The organism is Pseudacidovorax sp. (genome assembly GCF_017991995.1).
Classification (GTDB): domain Bacteria; phylum Pseudomonadota; class Gammaproteobacteria; order Burkholderiales; family Burkholderiaceae_C; genus Xenophilus.
Map to the genome: position 1 here is coordinate 21,153 of NZ_JAGOPN010000003.1, position 17,385 is coordinate 38,537.

Genomic DNA, 17,385 nt, shown 5'->3' on the forward strand with positions numbered 1-17,385 from the left:
AAAAAGCAATAACGGTGCCTGCACCGTTGGGGTGCGATCCTCAGCCTTGCGCCAAAGCGGTGCACCCGGGTCATCCCGGAGCGGACAGCAAAACGCCCCACGGCGTGCACGCACGTGGGGCGTCGATGCGCCAAGTTGGCGCGTCTTCAGCGGCGGGAACTCAGCGCGTGGTGTTGGCGTTGGCCACGGCCAGGGCCGTCATGTTGAGCACGCGACGCACCGTGGCGTTGGCAGTGAGCACATGGGCGGGCTTGGCGGAGCCGAGCAGGATCGGGCCCACTGTCACGCCGTTGGCGCCGGTCATCTTCAGCACGTTGAAGAGGATGTTGGCCGAGTCCAGGTTCGGGCAGATCAGCAGGTTGGCCTCGCCGGTCAGCGAGGAGCCGGGCAGCGATTCGCGCCGCACCGATTCCGACAGCGCGGCGTCGCCGTGCATCTCGCCGTCGCATTCGATGTCGGGCGCCATCTGCGCGAACAGGTCGCGGGCGATGCGCATCTTGCGGGCCGAGGCGCGCTCGGAGGTGCCGAAGTTGGAATGCGACAGGAAGGCCACCTTGGGCGGCAGGCCGAAGCGGCGCACCTCGTCGGCGGCCATCAGCGCGATCTGCGCCAGTTGCTCGGCCGTCGGGTCCTCGTGCACGTTGGTGTCGGCGATGAACAGCGTGTACTTGTCCAGCATCAGCGCGTTCAGCGTGGCGAAGTCCGGCACGCCGCGCTGGGTACCCAGCAACTGGCCCAGGATCTTGAGGTGGCTGTCGAAGCGCCCGACCAGGCCGCACAGCATGGCGTCGGCGTCGCCCAGGTGCACCATCAGCGCGGCGATGGTGGTGTTGGAGCGGCGCACCATCGCCTTGGAGGCTTCCGGATTGATGCCGTGGCGGCCCATGAGCCGGTGGTAGGCCTCCCAGTACTGGCGGAAGCGCGGATCGTTCTCGGGATCCACCACCTCGGCGTCGACGCCGGGGCGCAGGTTCAGGCCCGCCTTCTTGATGCGCATGGCGATGATGTCGGGCCGGCCGATCAGGATCGGACGCGCGATGCCTTCGTCCACCGCCAGCTGGGCGGCGCGCAGGGCGCGCTCGTCCTCGCCCTCGGCATAGGCCACGCGCTTCTTCTCGGCCATCTTGGCGGCGGCGAAGACCGGGCGCATGAACATGCCGGTCTGGTAGACGAAGCGCGACAGCTGCTGGCGGTAGGCCTCCAGGTCCTCGATGGGGCGGGTGGCGACGCCGGATGCGGCGGCAGCCTTGGCCACGGCCGGGGCGATGCGCAGGATCAGGCGCGAGTCGAAGGGCTTCGGGATCAGATAGTCGGGCCCGAAGGACAGCTCCTCGCCCGCATAGGCGTTGGCCACTTCCTCGCTGATGTCGGCCTTGGTCAGGTCGGCGATCTCGCGCACGCAGGCGAGCTTCATCTCTTCCGTGATCTTGGTCGCGCCGCAGTCCAGCGCGCCGCGGAAGATGTAGGGGAAGCACAGGACGTTGTTGACCTGGTTCGGGTAGTCGCTGCGACCGGTGGCGATGATGCAGTCGGGGCGCACGGCCTTGGCCAGCTCGGGGCGGATCTCGGGCTCGGGGTTGGCCAGCGCCAGGATGATGGGCTTGTCCGCCATGGTCTTGACCATGTCGGCCGTCAGCACGCCCGGGGCCGAGCAGCCGAGGAAGACGTCGGCCTGCTGAACCACGTCGGCCAAGGTGCGCGCGCCCGTGTCGGGCTGGGCGAAGCGAGCCTTGGACTCATCGAAGCCGCCGGCCCGGCCCGAGTAGATCAGGCCCTTGGAGTCGCAGGCGAAGATGTTGGCCGTCTTGGCGCCCAAGCCCACCATCACGTCCAGGCAGGCGATGGCGGCGGCGCCGGCGCCCGAGACGGCGATCTTCACGTCGCCGATCTTCTTGCCCACCAGCTCCAGGCCGTTGAGCAGGGCGGCGGCCGAAATGATGGCCGTGCCGTGCTGGTCGTCGTGGAAGACGGGGATGTTCATGCGCTCGCGCAGCTTCTTCTCGATGTAGAAGCACTCGGGCGCCTTGATGTCCTCGAGGTTGACGCCGCCCAGCGTGGGCTCCAGCGCCGCGATGATGTCCACCAGCTTGTCGGGGTCGCGCTCGGCCAGCTCGATGTCGAACACGTCGATGCCGGCGAACTTCTTGAACAGGCAGCCCTTGCCTTCCATCACCGGCTTGCCGGCCAGCGGGCCGATGTCGCCCAGCCCCAGCACCGCGGTGCCGTTGGTGACCACGCCCACCAGGTTGCCGCGGGCGGTGTATTCGGCCGCCTTGGAGGGATCGGCCTGGATGTCCAGGCAGGGATAGGCCACACCCGGCGAATAGGCCAGCGACAGGTCGCGCTGGTTGACCAGCGGCTTGGTGGGCGTGACCGAAATCTTGCCGCGCACACCGGCGCGGTGGTATTCACGGGCAGCGTCGCGCAGGGCTTCTTCTGCGGGGGACAGCGGCTTGGACATGCAATCTCCTTGGGGGCGGGAAACGGTCGGAATCGTTGGAAAGGGGGCCGAGGCTAACGCAAAGGGCGGGCCCGGAAGAGGCCGGGAGCGACAGCGCCATCAGCCGTCTCATGCCGATACGGCATGGGCTCATGCAGTCGGCGGGATCGCGCGTGGCGGATGCCGAATGCAATGCGCCGCGCGTCCCGGTGGGGGACGCGCGGCGTCGGACATTCTCGTGCTGGTGCGGCGATGCGTCGCGGCTGCGACGCCTAACGAAAGGCGATCCGTTCGGACCTTTCCCTTGTTCAGCCACCGTCTGGTGTCACCGGATGCCCCGCAGTGGCCTCGAGTGCCAGCACCAGGGCGGAATGGTCCGACTGGCCATGACCGAGCGCCGCACAGGCATTCATCAGCTGCGCCGCACCCGCCGTCTGCGGCAGGGCAACGCCCAGGCTGCGGGCGCTTTGCATCGCGAGGTTCAGGTCCTTCTGATGCAGGGCGATGCGAAAGCCGGGGGCGAAGCTGCGGTTGATCATGCGATCGCCATGCACCTCCAGGATGCGGCTGGCCGCGAAGCCACCCATCAGCGCCTGCCGCACCTTGGCCGGATCGGCGCCGGCCTTGCTGGCGAAGACCAGGGCTTCGGCCACGGCAGCGATGTTGAGCGCCACGATGATCTGGTTGGCCACCTTGGTGATCTGGCCGGCGCCCACCTCGCCCACACGCGTCACGTTCCTGCCCATGGTGTGCAGTAAGGGCCGCACGTCCTCGAACACCGCCTCGTCCCCGCCGCACATGATGGTGAGGCTGGCGGCCTTGGCACCGACCTCACCGCCGGAGACGGGCGCGTCGACATAGCCGGCACCCAGGGCCGCGATGCGGCGGGCGAAGTCCTGCGTGGCGATGGGGTCGATGGAGCTGCAGTCGACCACCGTCTTGCCTGCGCCGCCACTGCAGTCGCGGGTTGCGTCGGCCAGGCCCTCGGCCACGCCGTGTTCGCCGAACAGCACCTTCTCCACGTCGGGCGTGTCCGGCACCATGAGGAAGATCACTTCGGCTTGGCGCGCCACCTCGGCGGCGCTGGCGAAGGCCTCGGCCCGGCCGGCAAGGGCGGCCGGCACCTGGCCGCGGGTGTGGACGAAGAGCGTGTGGCCGGCAGCGGCGAGGTGGCCAGCCATGGGCGCTCCCATGATGCCGAGGCCGATGAAGCCGATGCGGCGCGGTGCGGTGGGGGCGTTGCGGGCGCCGGTGCTGGTGTCGGTCGAGGTATGGGCGTTCATGAGGGTCGTCTCCGTCGAAGTGCTTGCGCGATCCGTGCGGCTCAGGCGGTCAGTGCGCTGATCCAGTCCAGCCCTTCCTGCGTGCTGGCGCGGGGCTTGTATTCGCAGCCGATCCAGCCTCCATAGCCCAGCGCGTCGATGTGCTGGAACAGCCATTGGTAGTTGATCTCGCCCGTGCCGGGCTCGCCGCGGCCCGGGTTGTCGGCCACCTGGATGTGGCCGATGCGGTCCAGGTGCCGGCCGAGGGTGTTGGTCAGCTCGCCTTCCATGCGCTGGGCGTGATAGACGTCGTACTGGATGCGTAGGTTGGGCTCCCCCACCTGGTCGAGCAGGGCCAGCGCCTGATCGGTCCGGGTAAGGGCGAAGCCGGGAATGTCGAAGTGGTTGATGGGCTCGACCAGCAGCCGCAGCCCGGCGGTGTCGAGTGCGCGGACGGCGAAGCGAAGGTTGTCAACCAGCACGGGCTGCCCGTCGGCAAGCGTCGCTCCTTCGGGCAGCTTGCCCACCAAGCAGTTCAGCTGCGGGCAGCCCAACGTCTTGGCATAGCCGATGGCGCGGCCGACGCCGTCGCGGAACTCGGCCACACGGTCCGGGTGGCAGGCGATGCCGCGCTCGCCCGCCGCCCAGTCGCCGGCCGGCAGGTTGTGCAGCACCTGCACGAGCCCGTGGGCGCGCAGGGCCTCGGCCAGTTCGCGGGCCTCGAAGTCGTAGGGGAAGAGGTATTCCACCCCTTCGAAGCCGGCGCGGGCGGCGGCCTCGAAGCGCTGCAGGAAGGGCAACTCGGTGAACAGCATGGTGAGGTTGGCGGCGAAGCGGGGCATGGCGGTCTCTTGTTTTCGGAATGGGACGGTGCTCAGCAGGCGTGAATGAATCCGGCATGGCCGAGCGGCCATGGCGAGTTCGCTCGCACCTTCTCAATCGAGCATGGCGACGGCAAGTGCCGTGGGTGCGTCGGCCAGGCCCTCGGCCAGCGGTTCGAACTCGCGGATGGCGTCGATCTCGGTGCCCATGGCGATGTTGGTCACGCGCTCCAGCATCACCTCGATCACCACCGGCACGCGGTGCTCGGCCATCAACGCTTCGGCCTGGTCGAACGCGGGCTGCATCTCCTCGGGCCGCTGCACGCGGATGGCCTTGCAGCCCAGGCCTTCGACCACCTTCTTGTGGTCCACGCCGTAGTGCCGCTCGATGCCGGCATCGGGCGCGGCATTGATGTTCTCGAAGCCCAGCTGCACGCAGTAGTCCATGTCGAAGCCGCGCTGCGCCTGCCGGATCAGGCCCAGGTAGCTGTTGTTGACCACGATGTGGAGGTAGGGCAGCTTGAACTGCGCGCCCACCGCCAGTTCCTCGACCATGAACTGGAAGTCGTAGTCGCCCGACAGCGCCACCACGCGGCGCGACGGATCGGCGGCGCGCACGCCCAGTGCGGCCGGCACCGTCCAGCCCAGCGGGCCGGCCTGGCCGCAGTTGATCCAGTGCCGCGGCTGGTAGACATGCAGGAACTGCGCGGCCGCGATCTGCGACAGGCCGATGGTGCTGACGTAGCAGGTCTCGCGGTCGAAGTGCCGGTTCATGCACTGGTAGACGCGCTGCGGCTTCATCGGCACCTCGGCGAAGTCGGTCTTGCGCAGCATCGTGCGCTTGCGCTCGCGGCATTCGGCGGCCCAGGCACCGCGGTCGGGCAGGCGGCCCTCGGCCTTCATGGCCTCGGCCACCTCGACGAACAGGGCCAGTGCGGCGCCGGCGTCCGAGACGATGCCGAAGTCGGGCATGAACACGCGGCCGATCTGCGTGGGCTCGATGTCCACATGCACGAAGGTGCGGCCGTGGGTGTAGACGTCCACCGAGCCGGTGTGCCGGTTGGCCCAGCGGTTGCCGATGCCCAGCACGAAGTCGCTGGCCAGCAGGGTGGCGTTGCCGTAACGGTGGCTGGTCTGCAGGCCGCACATGCCGGCCATCAGCGGATGGTCGTCGGGAATGGCGCCCCAGCCCATGAGCGTGGGAATGACCGGCACGCCGGTCAGCTCCGCCAGGCGCACCAGCAGCGCGCTGGCATCGGCGTTGACGACGCCGCCGCCGGCCACGATCAGCGGCCGCTCGGCCGCGTTGAGCATGGCCAGGGCCTTCTCGATCTGGGCCCGCGTGGCGGCCGGCTTGTAGGGCGGCAGCGGCGCGTAGGTGTCGATGTCGAATTCGATCTCGGCCATCTGCACATCGAAGGGCAGGTCGATCAACACGGGGCCGGGCCGGCCCGAGCGCATCAGGTGGAAGGCCTGCTGGAAGACCTGCGGCACCTGGGCCGGCTCGCGCACGGTGACGGACCACTTGGTCACCGGCTTGGCGATGGACTCGATGTCCACCGCCTGGAAATCCTCCTTGTACAGGCGGGCACGCGGCGCCTGGCCGGTGATGCACAGGATCGGGATGGAATCGGCCCATGCCGAATAGAGCCCCGTGATCATGTCGGTGCCCGCCGGTCCCGAGGTGCCGATGCACACGCCGATGTTGCCGGCCACCGCGCGGGTGTAGCCCTCGGCCATGTGCGAGGCGCCTTCCACATGCCGCGCCAGGATGTGGCCGATGCCGCCATGGGCGCGCAGCGCGGCATACAGCGGATTGATGGCGGCGCCGGGCACACCGAAGGCCTGCACGATGCCCTCGCGCTCCATCACCAGCACGGCGGCCTGGGCCGCGGTCATTCTTGCCATGAGTGGTCTCCTCGTTCGATGGACCGCACTCTAGGAAGGGCAGGGCGAACGCAGAAGACGCCGGCCGGCGATAAGCGCTATTCCGCCAGCGAATGGCGTGGCAGGCGCGGGCGAAGAAAAGCCGCGCAGGCGCAGGGCCGGCGCGGCTGTGGAAGGGCGCGGCGCGCCGGAGTGTCAGCCCGTGTTGCGCAGCCCCGCTGCCACCCCGTTGATCGACAGGTGAATGCCGCGCTGCAGCCGCTCGCTGCCGTCGCCGCCGCGAAAGCGCCGCATCAGCTCGACCTGCAGGTGGTGCAGCGGGTCGATGTAGGGGAAGCGGTGGCGCACCGAGCGCTGCAGCTCGGCATTGCCCTCCAGCCGCTGCTTCGCGCCGGTGATGAGCGTGAGCGCATCGGAGGTGCGGCGCCATTCGGCCTCGATCATCGAGAACACCTTCTGGCGCAGCTTGCGCTCGCCCACCAGCTCGGCATAGCGCGCGGCCAGCTGCAGGTCGCTCTTGGCCAGCACCATGTCCATGTTGGACAGCAGCGTGCGGAAGAAGGGCCACTGGGCATACATCTTCTGCAGCAGCGCCTCACGCTCCTTGCGCCCAGCCACGTCCTTGGCTTCGCCCAGGAATGCCTGGATCGCGCTGCCGAAGCCGTACCAGCCGTTGATGGTCAGGCGGCACTGGCCCCAGCTGAAGCTCCAGGGCACGGCGCGCAGGTCCTCGATGTTGCGTTTGGGATTGCGCGAGGCCGGACGCGAGCCGATGTTGAGTTCGGCGATCTCGCGGATCGGCGTGGAGCCGAAGAAGTAGTCGACGAAGCCGGGCGTCTCGTAGACCAGCGCGCGGTAGGCGTCCATGCTGGCCTGCGAGATGGTCGACGCGGCATTGATGAAGGCCGTGGGCGCGGACTTGGTGGAGCCGAGGAAGGTGGCCTCCAGCGTGGCCGCGACCAGCGTCTCCAGGTTGCGCCGCCCGATCTCGCGGTTGGCGTACTTGGAGCCGATCACCTCGCCCTGCTCGGTGAGCCGCAACTGACCGCGCACGGTGCCGGGCGGCTGCGCCAGGATGGCCTGGTAGCTGGGGCCGCCGCCGCGGCCGACGGTGCCGCCGCGGCCGTGGAACATGCGCAGGCGGATGCCGTCCTTCTGGCCCTCGTTCATCTCGTCGAACAGCTTCACCAGCGCCATGCCGGCGCGGTAGAGCTCCCAGTTGCTGGTGAAGATGCCACCGTCCTTGTTGCTGTCGCTGTAGCCCAGCATGATGTCCTGCTCGCCACCTGAGCGCTGGATCATGGCGCGCACGCCGGGCAGCTCGTAGACGGCGCGCACGATGGGCGCCGCATTGCGCAGGTCGGCGATGGTCTCGAACAGCGGCACGACGATCAGGTCGCACACCGCGTCCTCCTGCAGCGTGCCGCGCAGCAGGCCCACTTCCTTCTGCAGCACCATGGCCTCGAGCAGGTCGCTCACCGTCTCGGTGTGGCTGATGATGTAGTGGCGGATGGCGGCGCGGCCGTAGCGGCGGTGCGACTCCAGCGCCTGCTGGAAGATCGCCACCTCGCTCACCGTGAGCGGCTGGTAGCTGGCGCCGGGCACGCGCAGCGGGCGCGCGTCGTTGAGCAGCCTGAGCAGCAGCGTCTGTTTGTCCTCTTCGGCCAGCTCGGCATAGGCGGGCTCGAGGCGGGCCACCTTGAGCAGGTCGGCGATCACGGCCTCGTGCTTGTCGGAACTCTGGCGCAGGTCCACCGTGGCCAGGTGGAAGCCGAAGACCTCCACCGCGCGCATCAGTGGGCGCAGGCGCTGGTCGAGCAGCACGCTGCCGTGCTTGTCGATCAGCGATTCCTCGATGGTGCGCAGGTCGGCCAGGAACTCCTCGGCCGACTTGTAGGGGTTCTGCGGCGCCACGGCATGGCGCGCGGCGACACCGCCGGTCAGGTCGCGCAGTGTGGCGGCCAGGCGGGCATAGATGCCGGTCAGCGCGCGGCGGTAGGGCTCGTCGTGGCGGTGCTCGTTGGGGTCGGGCGAGGCCTCGGCCAGGGCCTGCATCTCCACCGTCACATCGACCAGCGTGGCGGACATCGACAGCTCGCCGCCCAGGTAATGCACCTCGGTCAGGTAGTGGCGCAGGACCAGCTCGCACTGGCGGCGCAGGGCGTATTCGAGCGTCTCGGCCGTGACGTTGGGGTTGCCGTCGCGGTCGCCGCCGATCCACTGGCCCATGCGGAAGAAGGAGGCGATGTGCTCCGCGCCCAGGGCCTTTTCCAGCGTCGCATAGACCTTGGGGATCTCGCGCAGAAAGGTGGCTTCATAGTAAGAGAGCGCGTTCTCGATCTCGTCGGCCACGGTGAGCTTGGTGAAGCGCAGCAGCCGCGTCTGCCACAGCTGCACGACGCGGGTGCGCAGCAGGGCCTCGTTCTCTTCGAGCTCGCGCGGCGTGAGCGTGTCCTTCTGGCCGGCGAACAGGACCTGGCGCTGCCGGATCTCGTCGCGGGCCGTCAGCAGCTGGGCGATGCCGCGCTCGGCATCGAGGATGGACTTGCGCTGCACCTCGGTCGGGTGGGCGGTGAGCACCGGCGACAGGTAGCTGTGCGCCAGCGTGCCCACCACCTCGTCCGCCGAGACGCCGGCCTTGCGGATGCGGGCCAGGGCCACGTCCAGGCTGCCGTCGATGGCTTCGCCGGCGCGCTCGGCCTCGGTCCGCCGACGGATCAGGTGGCGGTCCTCGGCCAGGTTGGCCAGGTGGCTGAAGTAGGTGAAGGCGCGGATCACCTGCACGGTCTGCGCCGCCGACAGGCCCTTGAGCAACTGCTTGAGCGCCCGGTCGGCCGAGTGGTCCGCGTCGCGGCGGAAGGCCACCGACAGCGTGCGCACCTTCTCGACCAGATCGAAACTGTCCTTGCCCTCCTGCTCGCGGATGACGTCGCCCAGGATGCGGCCCAGCAGCCGGATGTCTTCGATCAGGGGGGCATCGTCGGGGCCCTTGCGCAAGGGCGGGGCGATGGTGTCGCCGGGCTTCTTCGTGCTCTTCGTCCGGTTGGCGGGCGGCATGCAGGACTCTCCTCTTCGCAGTGGTTGTGGTGTGCGCCATCAGTCGTTGCTGCGGCGCAACATGCTAGCATCCGCGACCCAGCAAACCACGCGGAGACCGCTCTGTGAGCCACATCGTGATCGCCACCCGCGAAAGCCGCCTTGCCCTGTGGCAGGCCGAGCATGTGCGGGACCTGCTGCAAGAACAGGGCCACACGGTCGAACTGCTGGGCATGACCACCCGCGGCGACCAGATCCTGGACCGCACGCTCAGCAAGGTCGGCGGCAAGGGCCTGTTCGTCAAGGAACTCGAGCTCGCGCTGGAAGAAGGCCGCGCCGACATCGCCGTCCATTCGCTCAAGGACGTGCCGATGGAACTGCCCGAAGGCTTCGAACTCGCGGCCGTTCTCGAACGCGAGGATGCGCGCGATGCCTTCGTCTCTCCCACGTACGCCCGGCTGGACGACCTGCCCGAGGGGGCCGTCATCGGCACCTCCAGCCTGCGGCGCACCGTGCTGCTGCGCGCACTGCGGCCCGACCTGCGCATCGAGCCGCTGCGCGGCAACCTCGACACCCGGCTGCGCAAACTGGATGAAGGGCACTATGCCGCGATCGTGCTGGCCGCTGCCGGTCTGATGCGCCTGGGCCTGGCCTCGCGCATCCGCACTGTCTTCGAGCCCGAACAGATGCTGCCGGCCGCTGGACAGGGAGCGCTGGGCATCGAGATCCGTGCCGACCGGCCCGACCTTCGCGACGCCCTGGCTCCGCTGGTGGACATGACGACCTGGCGCCGTGTGGCGGCCGAGCGCGCGGTGAGCCGGGCGATGGGCGGCAGCTGCTCCATGCCGCTGGCCGCCTTCGTGCAGGACCTCGGCGACGGGCGGCTGCATGTGCGTGCCGCCTGGGGCGATGCGGAGCAGCCAGGTGCGCTGGTGCGGGCCGAGCTGACCGATGTCGCCACCGACCTCGCTGCGGCCGAGGCCCTGGGCACCGAGGCGGCACGGCGTCTGCAGGCCGGCGGTGCCCGGCTCGGCTGAGCGGCACTGGCGCCCGCGGCCCGAGCGCTGTCCTGCCCTGCCATGACTGCGGCGCCGTCGCTGATCGTCACGAGGCCTGAGCCCGAGGCCACGCGCTGGACCGAGGCGCTGCGCGCGCGGGGCATCGATGCACACGCCTTGCCGCTGATCGAGATCGCGCCGCTCGCCGGTGCCATCGCCTGGCCTGTGGGCACGCCGCCGCAGGCCTTGATGTTCGTGAGCGCCGCCGCCGTGCGGCACTTCTACACCGCCCGGCCGCCCGAGGCCGTCGCCACCTGCCGTTGCTGGGCCACCGGCCCCGGCACGGCCCGCGCGCTGGCCGAAGCCGGTGTGGATGCGACCCGCATCGACCAGCCGCCCGCCGAAGGTCCCTTCGACTCGGAATCGCTGTGGGCCCGCGTCCATGACCAGGTCGGGCCGGGCGCCTGCGTCTGGTTGGTGCGCGGTGCCGATGCCCAGGGCCGCGCCGCGGGCCGCGACTGGCTCTCGCGCCAGATCGAGGCCACAGGGGGCGTGGCCGTGCAACTGCCCGTCTACCGTCGGCTGGCGCCCGTGCTCGGCGACGCGGGTGCCCGGATCGTGCAGGCCGGCATTGAGGGCGGGGCGACCTGGCTGTTCAGCAGCTCGGAGGCCGTGGGCAACCTGCGTGGCCTGGTGCCCCAGGCCGACTGGTCGCGCGCCGCAGCCCTGGCCACGCACGAGCGCATCGCCCAGGCCGCGCGCGATGCCGGCTTCGGCCTTGTCCGCGTGGTGCCGCCCGATCTGGACGCCGTGGCCGCGTCGATAGAATTCCCGCGATGAGCGCACCCCCCGCGACCGACGACACCGTCACCGATCCCGTCGCGCGACCCCTGGCCCCCGTTCCCCCATCTCCCGTGCCCGCCCCCGGCGCCGTGCTGGTGGTGCGGCTGGCCTTTGGCGCCATTACCCTCGCGGCGCTGGTCGCCATCGTCATGGCCGCCATGCTGTGGCAGAAGGTGGGCGGCATGCAGGAGCAACTGGCGCGCCAGAGCGCCGACGCCACGCGCCAGGCCACCGAGGCCCGTACCCTGGCCCGCGAAGCGCAGGAGACGGTGCGCGCCGCCGATGCCCGCGTGGCGCTGCTCGAAACCCGCCTGGCCGAGGTCAGCCTTCAGCGCGCGCAGGTCGAAGAGGCGCTGCAGAGCCTGTCGCGCTCGCGCGACGAAAGCCTGCTGGTGGACATCGACGCCGCCCTGCGGCTGGCACTGGAACAGGCCCAGGCCACCGGCAACGTGCAGCCGCTGCTGGCCGCCTTGAAGGCCAGCGACCAGCGCATCGTGCGCGCCAGCCAGCCCCGGCTGCAGCCCGTGCAGCGTGCCATCCAGCGCGATGCCGACCGCATCCGCGCCACGGCTAGTGGCGACGGCGGCGAGGCCCTGTCGCGGCTCGACGACCTGCTCAAGGGCGTGGACGAACTGCCCGTCATGAACGCGCTGGCGCCGCGCGGCAACCGCGCCGCGAGCGACGGCTGGGCCAACGAGGCCGTGCCGGCCGACGCGCCCTGGTGGCAGCGCATCCTGCTGGGCGTGCGCAACGAGGTGCGCTCGCTGATCCGCGTTTCGCGCATCGACCGGCCCGAATCGGTGCTGCTCGCTCCCGACCAGACCTACTTCCTGCGCGAGAACCTCAAGCTCAAGCTGCTGAGCGCCCGGCTGGCCCTGCTGGCCGGCCAGGTGGCGCCGGCACGGGCCGAGCTGGCTGGCGTGACGGCCTCGCTCAACCGCTACTTCGACCCCGCCTCGCGCCGCGTGCAGGCCGCGGCCACGCAGCTGCAGCAGGTGCAGGCGCTGGTGCGCGCCGCCGAGCCGCCGCGCATCGACGACACCCTCACGGCCCTGGCCGCCGTGTCCGCGGGGCGCTGAGGTCATGCGCGCGGCCGTCTGGCTCCTGGTGCTCTTCGCGGTCGCGGCCGCGGTGGCGCTGTTCGCGGGCAACAACCAGGGCATCGTCACCGTCTTCTGGCCGCCCACGCGGGTGGACCTGTCGCTCAACTTCGCGCTGCTGTTGCTGATCCTCGTGTTCATGCTGCTGTATGGCGCGTTGCGCGCGCTGCAGGCGCTGTTCTCGTTGCCCGTGCAGGCGCGCCAGTGGCGGTTGCAGCAGAAAGAGCGCAATCTGCACGCGGCCCTGCTGGACTCTGTGGTGCAGCTGCTGGCCGGCCGCTTCACCCGCGCGCGCAAGTCGGCGCTGGCGGCGCTGGCGCAGGAGCATGTGCTGGCCGGGCTGGACGCCCGGCTGCCCCAGTCGCAGCAGGTGCGGGTGTTGGCCCACCTGATGGCCGCCGAGAGTGCCCAGGCGCTGCAGGACCGCGCGGCGCGCGACGCCCATCTGCAGCATGCCCTGAACGAGGGCCGCGACCGCGGCGGCATGTCCGCCGAGACACGCGACGGCGTGCAGCTGCGCTCGGCCCGCTGGGCCCTGGAAGATCGCAATGCCGTGGCCGCGCTGGACCGCCTGGCCGAATTGCCGCAGGGCGTGCAGCGTCGCACGCTGGCACTGCGCCTGCGGCTGAAGGCCACGCGCCTGTCGGGCCGCACGCAGGATGCGCTCGACACTGCGCGTCTGCTGGCCAAGCACCGTGCCTTCTCGGAAGACGGTGCGCGCAGCATCGTGCGTGGCCTGGCGCTGGAACTGGTTGGCCAGGCGCACGACCCGGCCCAGTTGATGCGTGCCTGGAGCGAACTGGACCCGGCCGAGCGCGCCATCCCCGAGGTGGCCATCCAGGCGGCCCAGCGCATGGTGGTGCTGCGCGGCGACCTTGCGATGGCGCGGGCCTGGCTGCTGCCGGTGTGGGAGCGCTCGCTGGCCCAGCCCGACGCGCTCAGCGACAGTCAGCGTGCCAAGCTCGTGCGTGCGCTGGAGGCGGGGCTCGACACGGTCGATCCCGAATGGCTGGCCCGCATCGAAGGCGCCCAGCGCGCCCAGCCGCGCGATGCGCACTTGCAGTACCTGGCCGGCATGGCCTGCATGAAGCGGCAGCTCTGGGGCAAGGCGCAGCAATTGCTGACCCAGGCCGGCTTGGGCCAGCAGGACGCGGAACTGCATCGCCGTGCCTGGGTGGCCGTTGCCCAGCTCGCCGAGCAGCGCGAGGATGCCGAGCAGGCCCTGATGGCCTGGAAGCGGGCCGCGCAGGGCGGCTGAAAAGGCCAGGGCGCGTTCGAGGACAGCCGGTGTCTTCGGCCCCCGGGCGGTGTCGTTCGGGCTCGGGTCCGGCATCTCCCGATGACCGGCCGACTCCCATGCAAAAGGCCCGTGGTTTGCGCCACGGGCCTTTTGCTTTGACGCAACCTGCAAGACAGGTCGGGCCTGGGCTGCCGGCCCGCCGCAGCGGGTCCGGCATGTTCCTTTCGATCAGGACACGGTTGCTGCCGGCTGGCTGCCGAGATCGGCCGCCTTCTCGAAGGGCAGCGTGATGGCGCCCAGGTCGCGACGGGTCTCGACCAGCACCAGCGGGCCTTCGTCCAGCACCACCACCGGCGGCCGCTCGCGCGGCACGTGGACCGGCTTGGGTTCGGCCGCGATGGCCGCCCGCACTTCGGCGATGCGGTCGGGATTGGAGTTCACCCATTCGAGGCCGGCACCCTGGGCCACGGCGGCCAGTTCGTCGGCCGGCAGGGCGAAGGCGGTCACACGGGGCAGTGCGCCGCGGCCCGGTGCGGCCGCAGCAGGGGCCGGTGCCGGCACGGGCGCGATGGGCACGGGTGCAGCGGCGACGGCCGGCTCGGTCGCCGGTTCGGCGTTCGGCGCGGCAGCGGTCAGGCCCGGCTCGACGGCGGATGCCAGCGGCGCGTCGGCCTCGTCGCGGACCGCCTCGCCGGCCTCACGCTCGCGCGAGGCGCGGTCGCGGCGATCACGGCCATAGCGGTCGCGGGAGCGGCGGCGCTCCTCGCCTTCGCGGCGCGGCGCCTGGTCGTCGCCCACCGCGGCGTCGGCCGCTTCGGCAACGGCGGCCGCCTCGGCCGGCGTCTGGTGCAGGGCTTCGGCCTCGGTCACTGCGGCTGGCAGGGCGTCGACCGGGCGCCGCTCGCGGCGGCCTTCACGCGGCGCCGGATCGCCGCCACGCGGTGCGTCCTCGCCCTCGGCAGCGGCGCCTTCGCGCGCCATGCCGTCGTCGCGGCGGCGTTCGCCGCGCTCGCCGCGTTCACGACGTTCGCCCTGGCGGCCGTTGCGCTCGCCACGCTCCCCACGCTCGCCGCGTTCACGGCGCTCTGCGGGCGCATCGCTGCCCTCGACCGTGCCGTCGACCGGCGCCTGCAGGGCTTCGACCGGCGCGGCATCGCGACGCTCGCCACGGCCATTGCGGCGTTCGCGTTCACCGCCTTCGCGCGGTGCGCGGCTTTCGCGTCCCGCGGTGTCGCCGTTGCGGGCTTCACGCGGCTCGCGGCCCTCGCGGGCGTCACGGCCTTCGCGCGGCTCGCGCCGGCCTTCGCCGTTAAGTGCCTCGCGGCGTTCACCACGCTCGCCTCGGTCGGCACGGCCTTCGCGGTTGCCACGGCCTTCACCGCGACCTTCGCCACCACGGCCTTCACCGCGGCCGTTGCGACCTCCGCGTTCGCCGCGGCGATTGCCGCCGCCTGGGCGTGCCGTTTCTTCCGCTGCCGGTGCCGGTGCAGGAGTCGGGGCGGCGATGGGCGCTGGCGCTGGCGTGGCGCCGAACAGGCCCTTGAGCCAGCCGAAGAAGCCGCGTTCGGCCGGTGCGGGCGCTGCCGGCGCCGGTGCTACCACGGGTGCGGCGGCAACGGGCGCCGGCGCCGCGGGCTTTTCCTCGCGCGCGGGCACGACAGGCGCCGGCGCATCCGGCAGCACACCCTTGATGACGGGGCTCTGGCGGTTGGTCGGCTCCTGCGAGCGGCGCGTGATGCGCGTCGGGTCCTCGACCTCGTCGGCCATGGTGTAGCTGGCACGCAGCTGATCCAGGCGCGGGTCGTCGTGCTTCATCCGCTCCAGCTTGTAGTTGGGCGTCTCCAGCGTCTTGTTCGGGATCATCAGCACGTTCACGCGCTGCTTGAGCTCGATCTTGGCGATCTCGGTGCGCTTCTCGTTCAGCAGGAAGGAGGCGACCTCCACCGGCACCTGCACGTGCACGGCGGCGGTGTTGTCCTTCATGGACTCTTCCTGAATGATGCGCAGGATCTGCAGCGCGCTCGACTCGGTGTCGCGGATGTGGCCGGAGCCGCCGCAGCGCGGGCAGGGGATCGACGAGCCTTCGGACAGCGCCGGCTTCAGGCGCTGGCGGCTCATTTCCATCAGGCCGAATTTGCTGATGGTGCCGAACTGTACGCGGGCGCGGTCCTGGCGCAGCGCGTCGCGCAGGCGGTTTTCGACCTCGCGGCGGTTCTTCGACTCGTCCATGTCGATGAAGTCGATGACGATCAGGCCGCCCAGGTCGCGCAGGCGCATCTGGCGGGCCACTTCGTCGGCGGCTTCGAGGTTGGTGCGGGTGGCCGTCTCCTCGATGTCGCCGCCCTTGATGGCGCGGGCCGAGTTGACGTCGATGGACACCAGCGCCTCGGTGTGGTCGATCACGATGGCGCCGCCGGACGGCAGCTGCACCGTTCGCGCGTAGGCCGACTCGATCTGGTGCTCGATCTGGAAGCGGCTGAACAGCGCGGCATCGTCGCGGTAGCGCTTCACGCGGGCGGCATGCTCGGGCATGACGTGCGCCATGAACTGCTGCGCCTGCTCGTAGATGTCGTCGGTGTCGATGAGGATGTCGCCGATGTCGTGATTGAAGTAGTCACGGATGGCGCGGATGACGAGCGACGATTCCTGGTAGATCAGGAAGGCGCCCTTGCCGCCCTTGGCGGCGCCGTCGATGGCGGTCCACAGCTTGAGCAGGTAGTTCAGGTCCCACTGGAGCTCGGGCGCGGTGCGGCCGATGCCGGCGGTGCGCGCGATGATGGACATGCCCTTGGGGTACTCGAGCTGGTCCATCGCCTCCTTGAGCTCGGCGCGGTCCTCGCCCTCGATGCGCCGGCTGACGCCGCCGCCGCGCGGGTTGTTGGGCATCAGCACCACGTAGCGGCCGGCCAGGCTGACGAAGGTGGTGAGGGCGGCGCCCTTGTTGCCGCGCTCTTCCTTCTCGACCTGGACCAGCAGTTCCTGGCCCTCGCGGATCGCATCCTGGATGCGCGCCTGGCTGGCGGAGACGCCTTCGGCGAAGTACTGCTTGGAGATTTCCTTGAAGGGCAGGAAGCCGTGGCGGTCTTCCCCGTAGTCGACGAAGCAGGCCTCCAGGCTGGGCTCGACGCGGGTGACGACGGCCTTGTAGATGTTGCCCTTGCGCTGCTCGCGCCCTTCGATCTCGATTTCGTAGTCGAGCAGCTTCTGCCCGTCCACGATCGCCAGGCGGCGTTCTTCGGCCTGCGTGGCGTTGATCAGCATCCGTTTCATGGGAGTGCGTGTCCTTGTTCGTGTGTGTCTTCACTGGCCCGGAAGGGGCCCACGATGCGCGGACGACGCGGCGAAACGACGGGACAGCGCCGTTCTCCTTTCCGCAGGTGTGCAGGCGGCACGCAGCCACCGGCCGGGCATCAGCCCGCAGGACGCAGCAGGGGAGGGGGCGCGAGGATGGGCGCGAGACCGATCTGCCGCCGGCCGGACATCTTGGGGACGTAGGGCGGCTGGGCAGGCACCGAAGTGGCGGGCGCTGGATGCATGGGCGCTGCCACCGGCATCAGCCAGCGCAGACACATACGGAGCAGCCACATCAGCAGCACAAGGGGGTCTCGCATCGATCCGCCGTCCGGCGCCCGTCTCTGGAAGAACAGGCCGCCGGCCGGCAAGGGGGGAATCCGTCTCGGGGTTTCGTCGGCGTCGGCTCGCCTTGCGCATCCGGCGCCGCCCGTGGCCTGGTGGGCGCGGGGCCGGCGATGGTGGAC

The 17,385-nt window shown here is 70.4% G+C and carries 11 protein-coding genes; 4 read left to right on the top strand and 7 right to left on the bottom strand.

Annotated features, from left to right (window positions below; all coding sequences use genetic code 11):
• Window positions 1-160: 160 nt before the first annotated feature.
• The 5 genes from KBC94_RS04700 to ppc all read right to left on the bottom strand — a co-directional run bounded on the left by KBC94_RS04700 (window position 161) and on the right by ppc (window position 9,467).
• Window positions 161-2,461: an NADP-dependent malic enzyme gene (locus KBC94_RS04700; protein WP_294366834.1), complete on the bottom strand. Its 2,301-nt coding sequence runs from the start codon at window positions 2,459-2,461 to the stop codon at window positions 161-163.
• Between the two features lie 287 nt (window positions 2,462-2,748).
• Window positions 2,749-3,723 (bottom strand): 2-hydroxy-3-oxopropionate reductase, encoded by a 975-nt coding sequence (locus tag KBC94_RS04705; protein ID WP_294366837.1) that lies wholly within the window; start codon window positions 3,721-3,723, stop codon window positions 2,749-2,751.
• A gap of 41 nt (window positions 3,724-3,764) precedes the next feature.
• The gene (gene hyi, locus KBC94_RS04710) at window positions 3,765-4,544 is read right to left on the bottom strand and encodes a hydroxypyruvate isomerase (RefSeq protein ID WP_294366839.1); all 780 of its coding nucleotides are present in this window, start codon (window positions 4,542-4,544) and stop codon (window positions 3,765-3,767) included.
• A 93-nt stretch (window positions 4,545-4,637) separates the two neighbouring features.
• Complete coding sequence (gene gcl / locus KBC94_RS04715) at window positions 4,638-6,431, bottom strand: glyoxylate carboligase (RefSeq protein ID WP_294366841.1); 1,794 nt, start codon at window positions 6,429-6,431, stop codon at window positions 4,638-4,640.
• A 174-nt stretch (window positions 6,432-6,605) separates the two neighbouring features.
• Window positions 6,606-9,467 carry a phosphoenolpyruvate carboxylase gene (ppc, locus tag KBC94_RS04720; protein ID WP_294366843.1) on the bottom strand — a complete coding sequence of 954 codons (2,862 nt, stop codon included), beginning with the start codon at window positions 9,465-9,467 and terminating at the stop codon, window positions 6,606-6,608.
• Between the two features lie 104 nt (window positions 9,468-9,571).
• Here ppc and hemC point away from each other — a divergent pair, with 104 nt between their 5' ends.
• From hemC to KBC94_RS04740, 4 genes are read left to right on the top strand one after another with little or no spacing between them, the layout of a single operon-like run.
• On the top strand, window positions 9,572-10,483 hold the full coding sequence (gene hemC / locus KBC94_RS04725; protein ID WP_294366845.1) for a hydroxymethylbilane synthase: 912 nt from the start codon (window positions 9,572-9,574) through the stop codon (window positions 10,481-10,483).
• 42 nt (window positions 10,484-10,525) lie between these two features.
• Window positions 10,526-11,284 (top strand): uroporphyrinogen-III synthase, encoded by a 759-nt coding sequence (locus tag KBC94_RS04730; RefSeq protein WP_294366846.1) that lies wholly within the window; start codon window positions 10,526-10,528, stop codon window positions 11,282-11,284.
• Entirely contained in the window at window positions 11,281-12,366 is a 1,086-nt protein-coding gene (locus KBC94_RS04735; RefSeq protein ID WP_294366848.1) for a uroporphyrinogen-III C-methyltransferase, read from the top strand. The genes KBC94_RS04730 and KBC94_RS04735 overlap by 4 nt, the downstream gene beginning before the upstream one ends.
• A gap of 4 nt (window positions 12,367-12,370) precedes the next feature.
• Window positions 12,371-13,645 (top strand): heme biosynthesis HemY N-terminal domain-containing protein, encoded by a 1,275-nt coding sequence (locus KBC94_RS04740; RefSeq protein WP_294366849.1) that lies wholly within the window; start codon window positions 12,371-12,373, stop codon window positions 13,643-13,645.
• A 210-nt stretch (window positions 13,646-13,855) separates the two neighbouring features.
• On the opposite strand, the gene KBC94_RS04745 is transcribed toward KBC94_RS04740, so the two are convergent.
• Complete coding sequence (locus KBC94_RS04745; protein WP_294366852.1) at window positions 13,856-16,897, bottom strand: Rne/Rng family ribonuclease; 3,042 nt, start codon at window positions 16,895-16,897, stop codon at window positions 13,856-13,858.
• A 140-nt stretch (window positions 16,898-17,037) separates the two neighbouring features.
• Window positions 17,038-17,238 (bottom strand): hypothetical protein, encoded by a 201-nt coding sequence (locus tag KBC94_RS04750; RefSeq protein WP_294366857.1) that lies wholly within the window; start codon window positions 17,236-17,238, stop codon window positions 17,038-17,040.
• Window positions 17,239-17,385 lie beyond the last annotated feature (147 nt).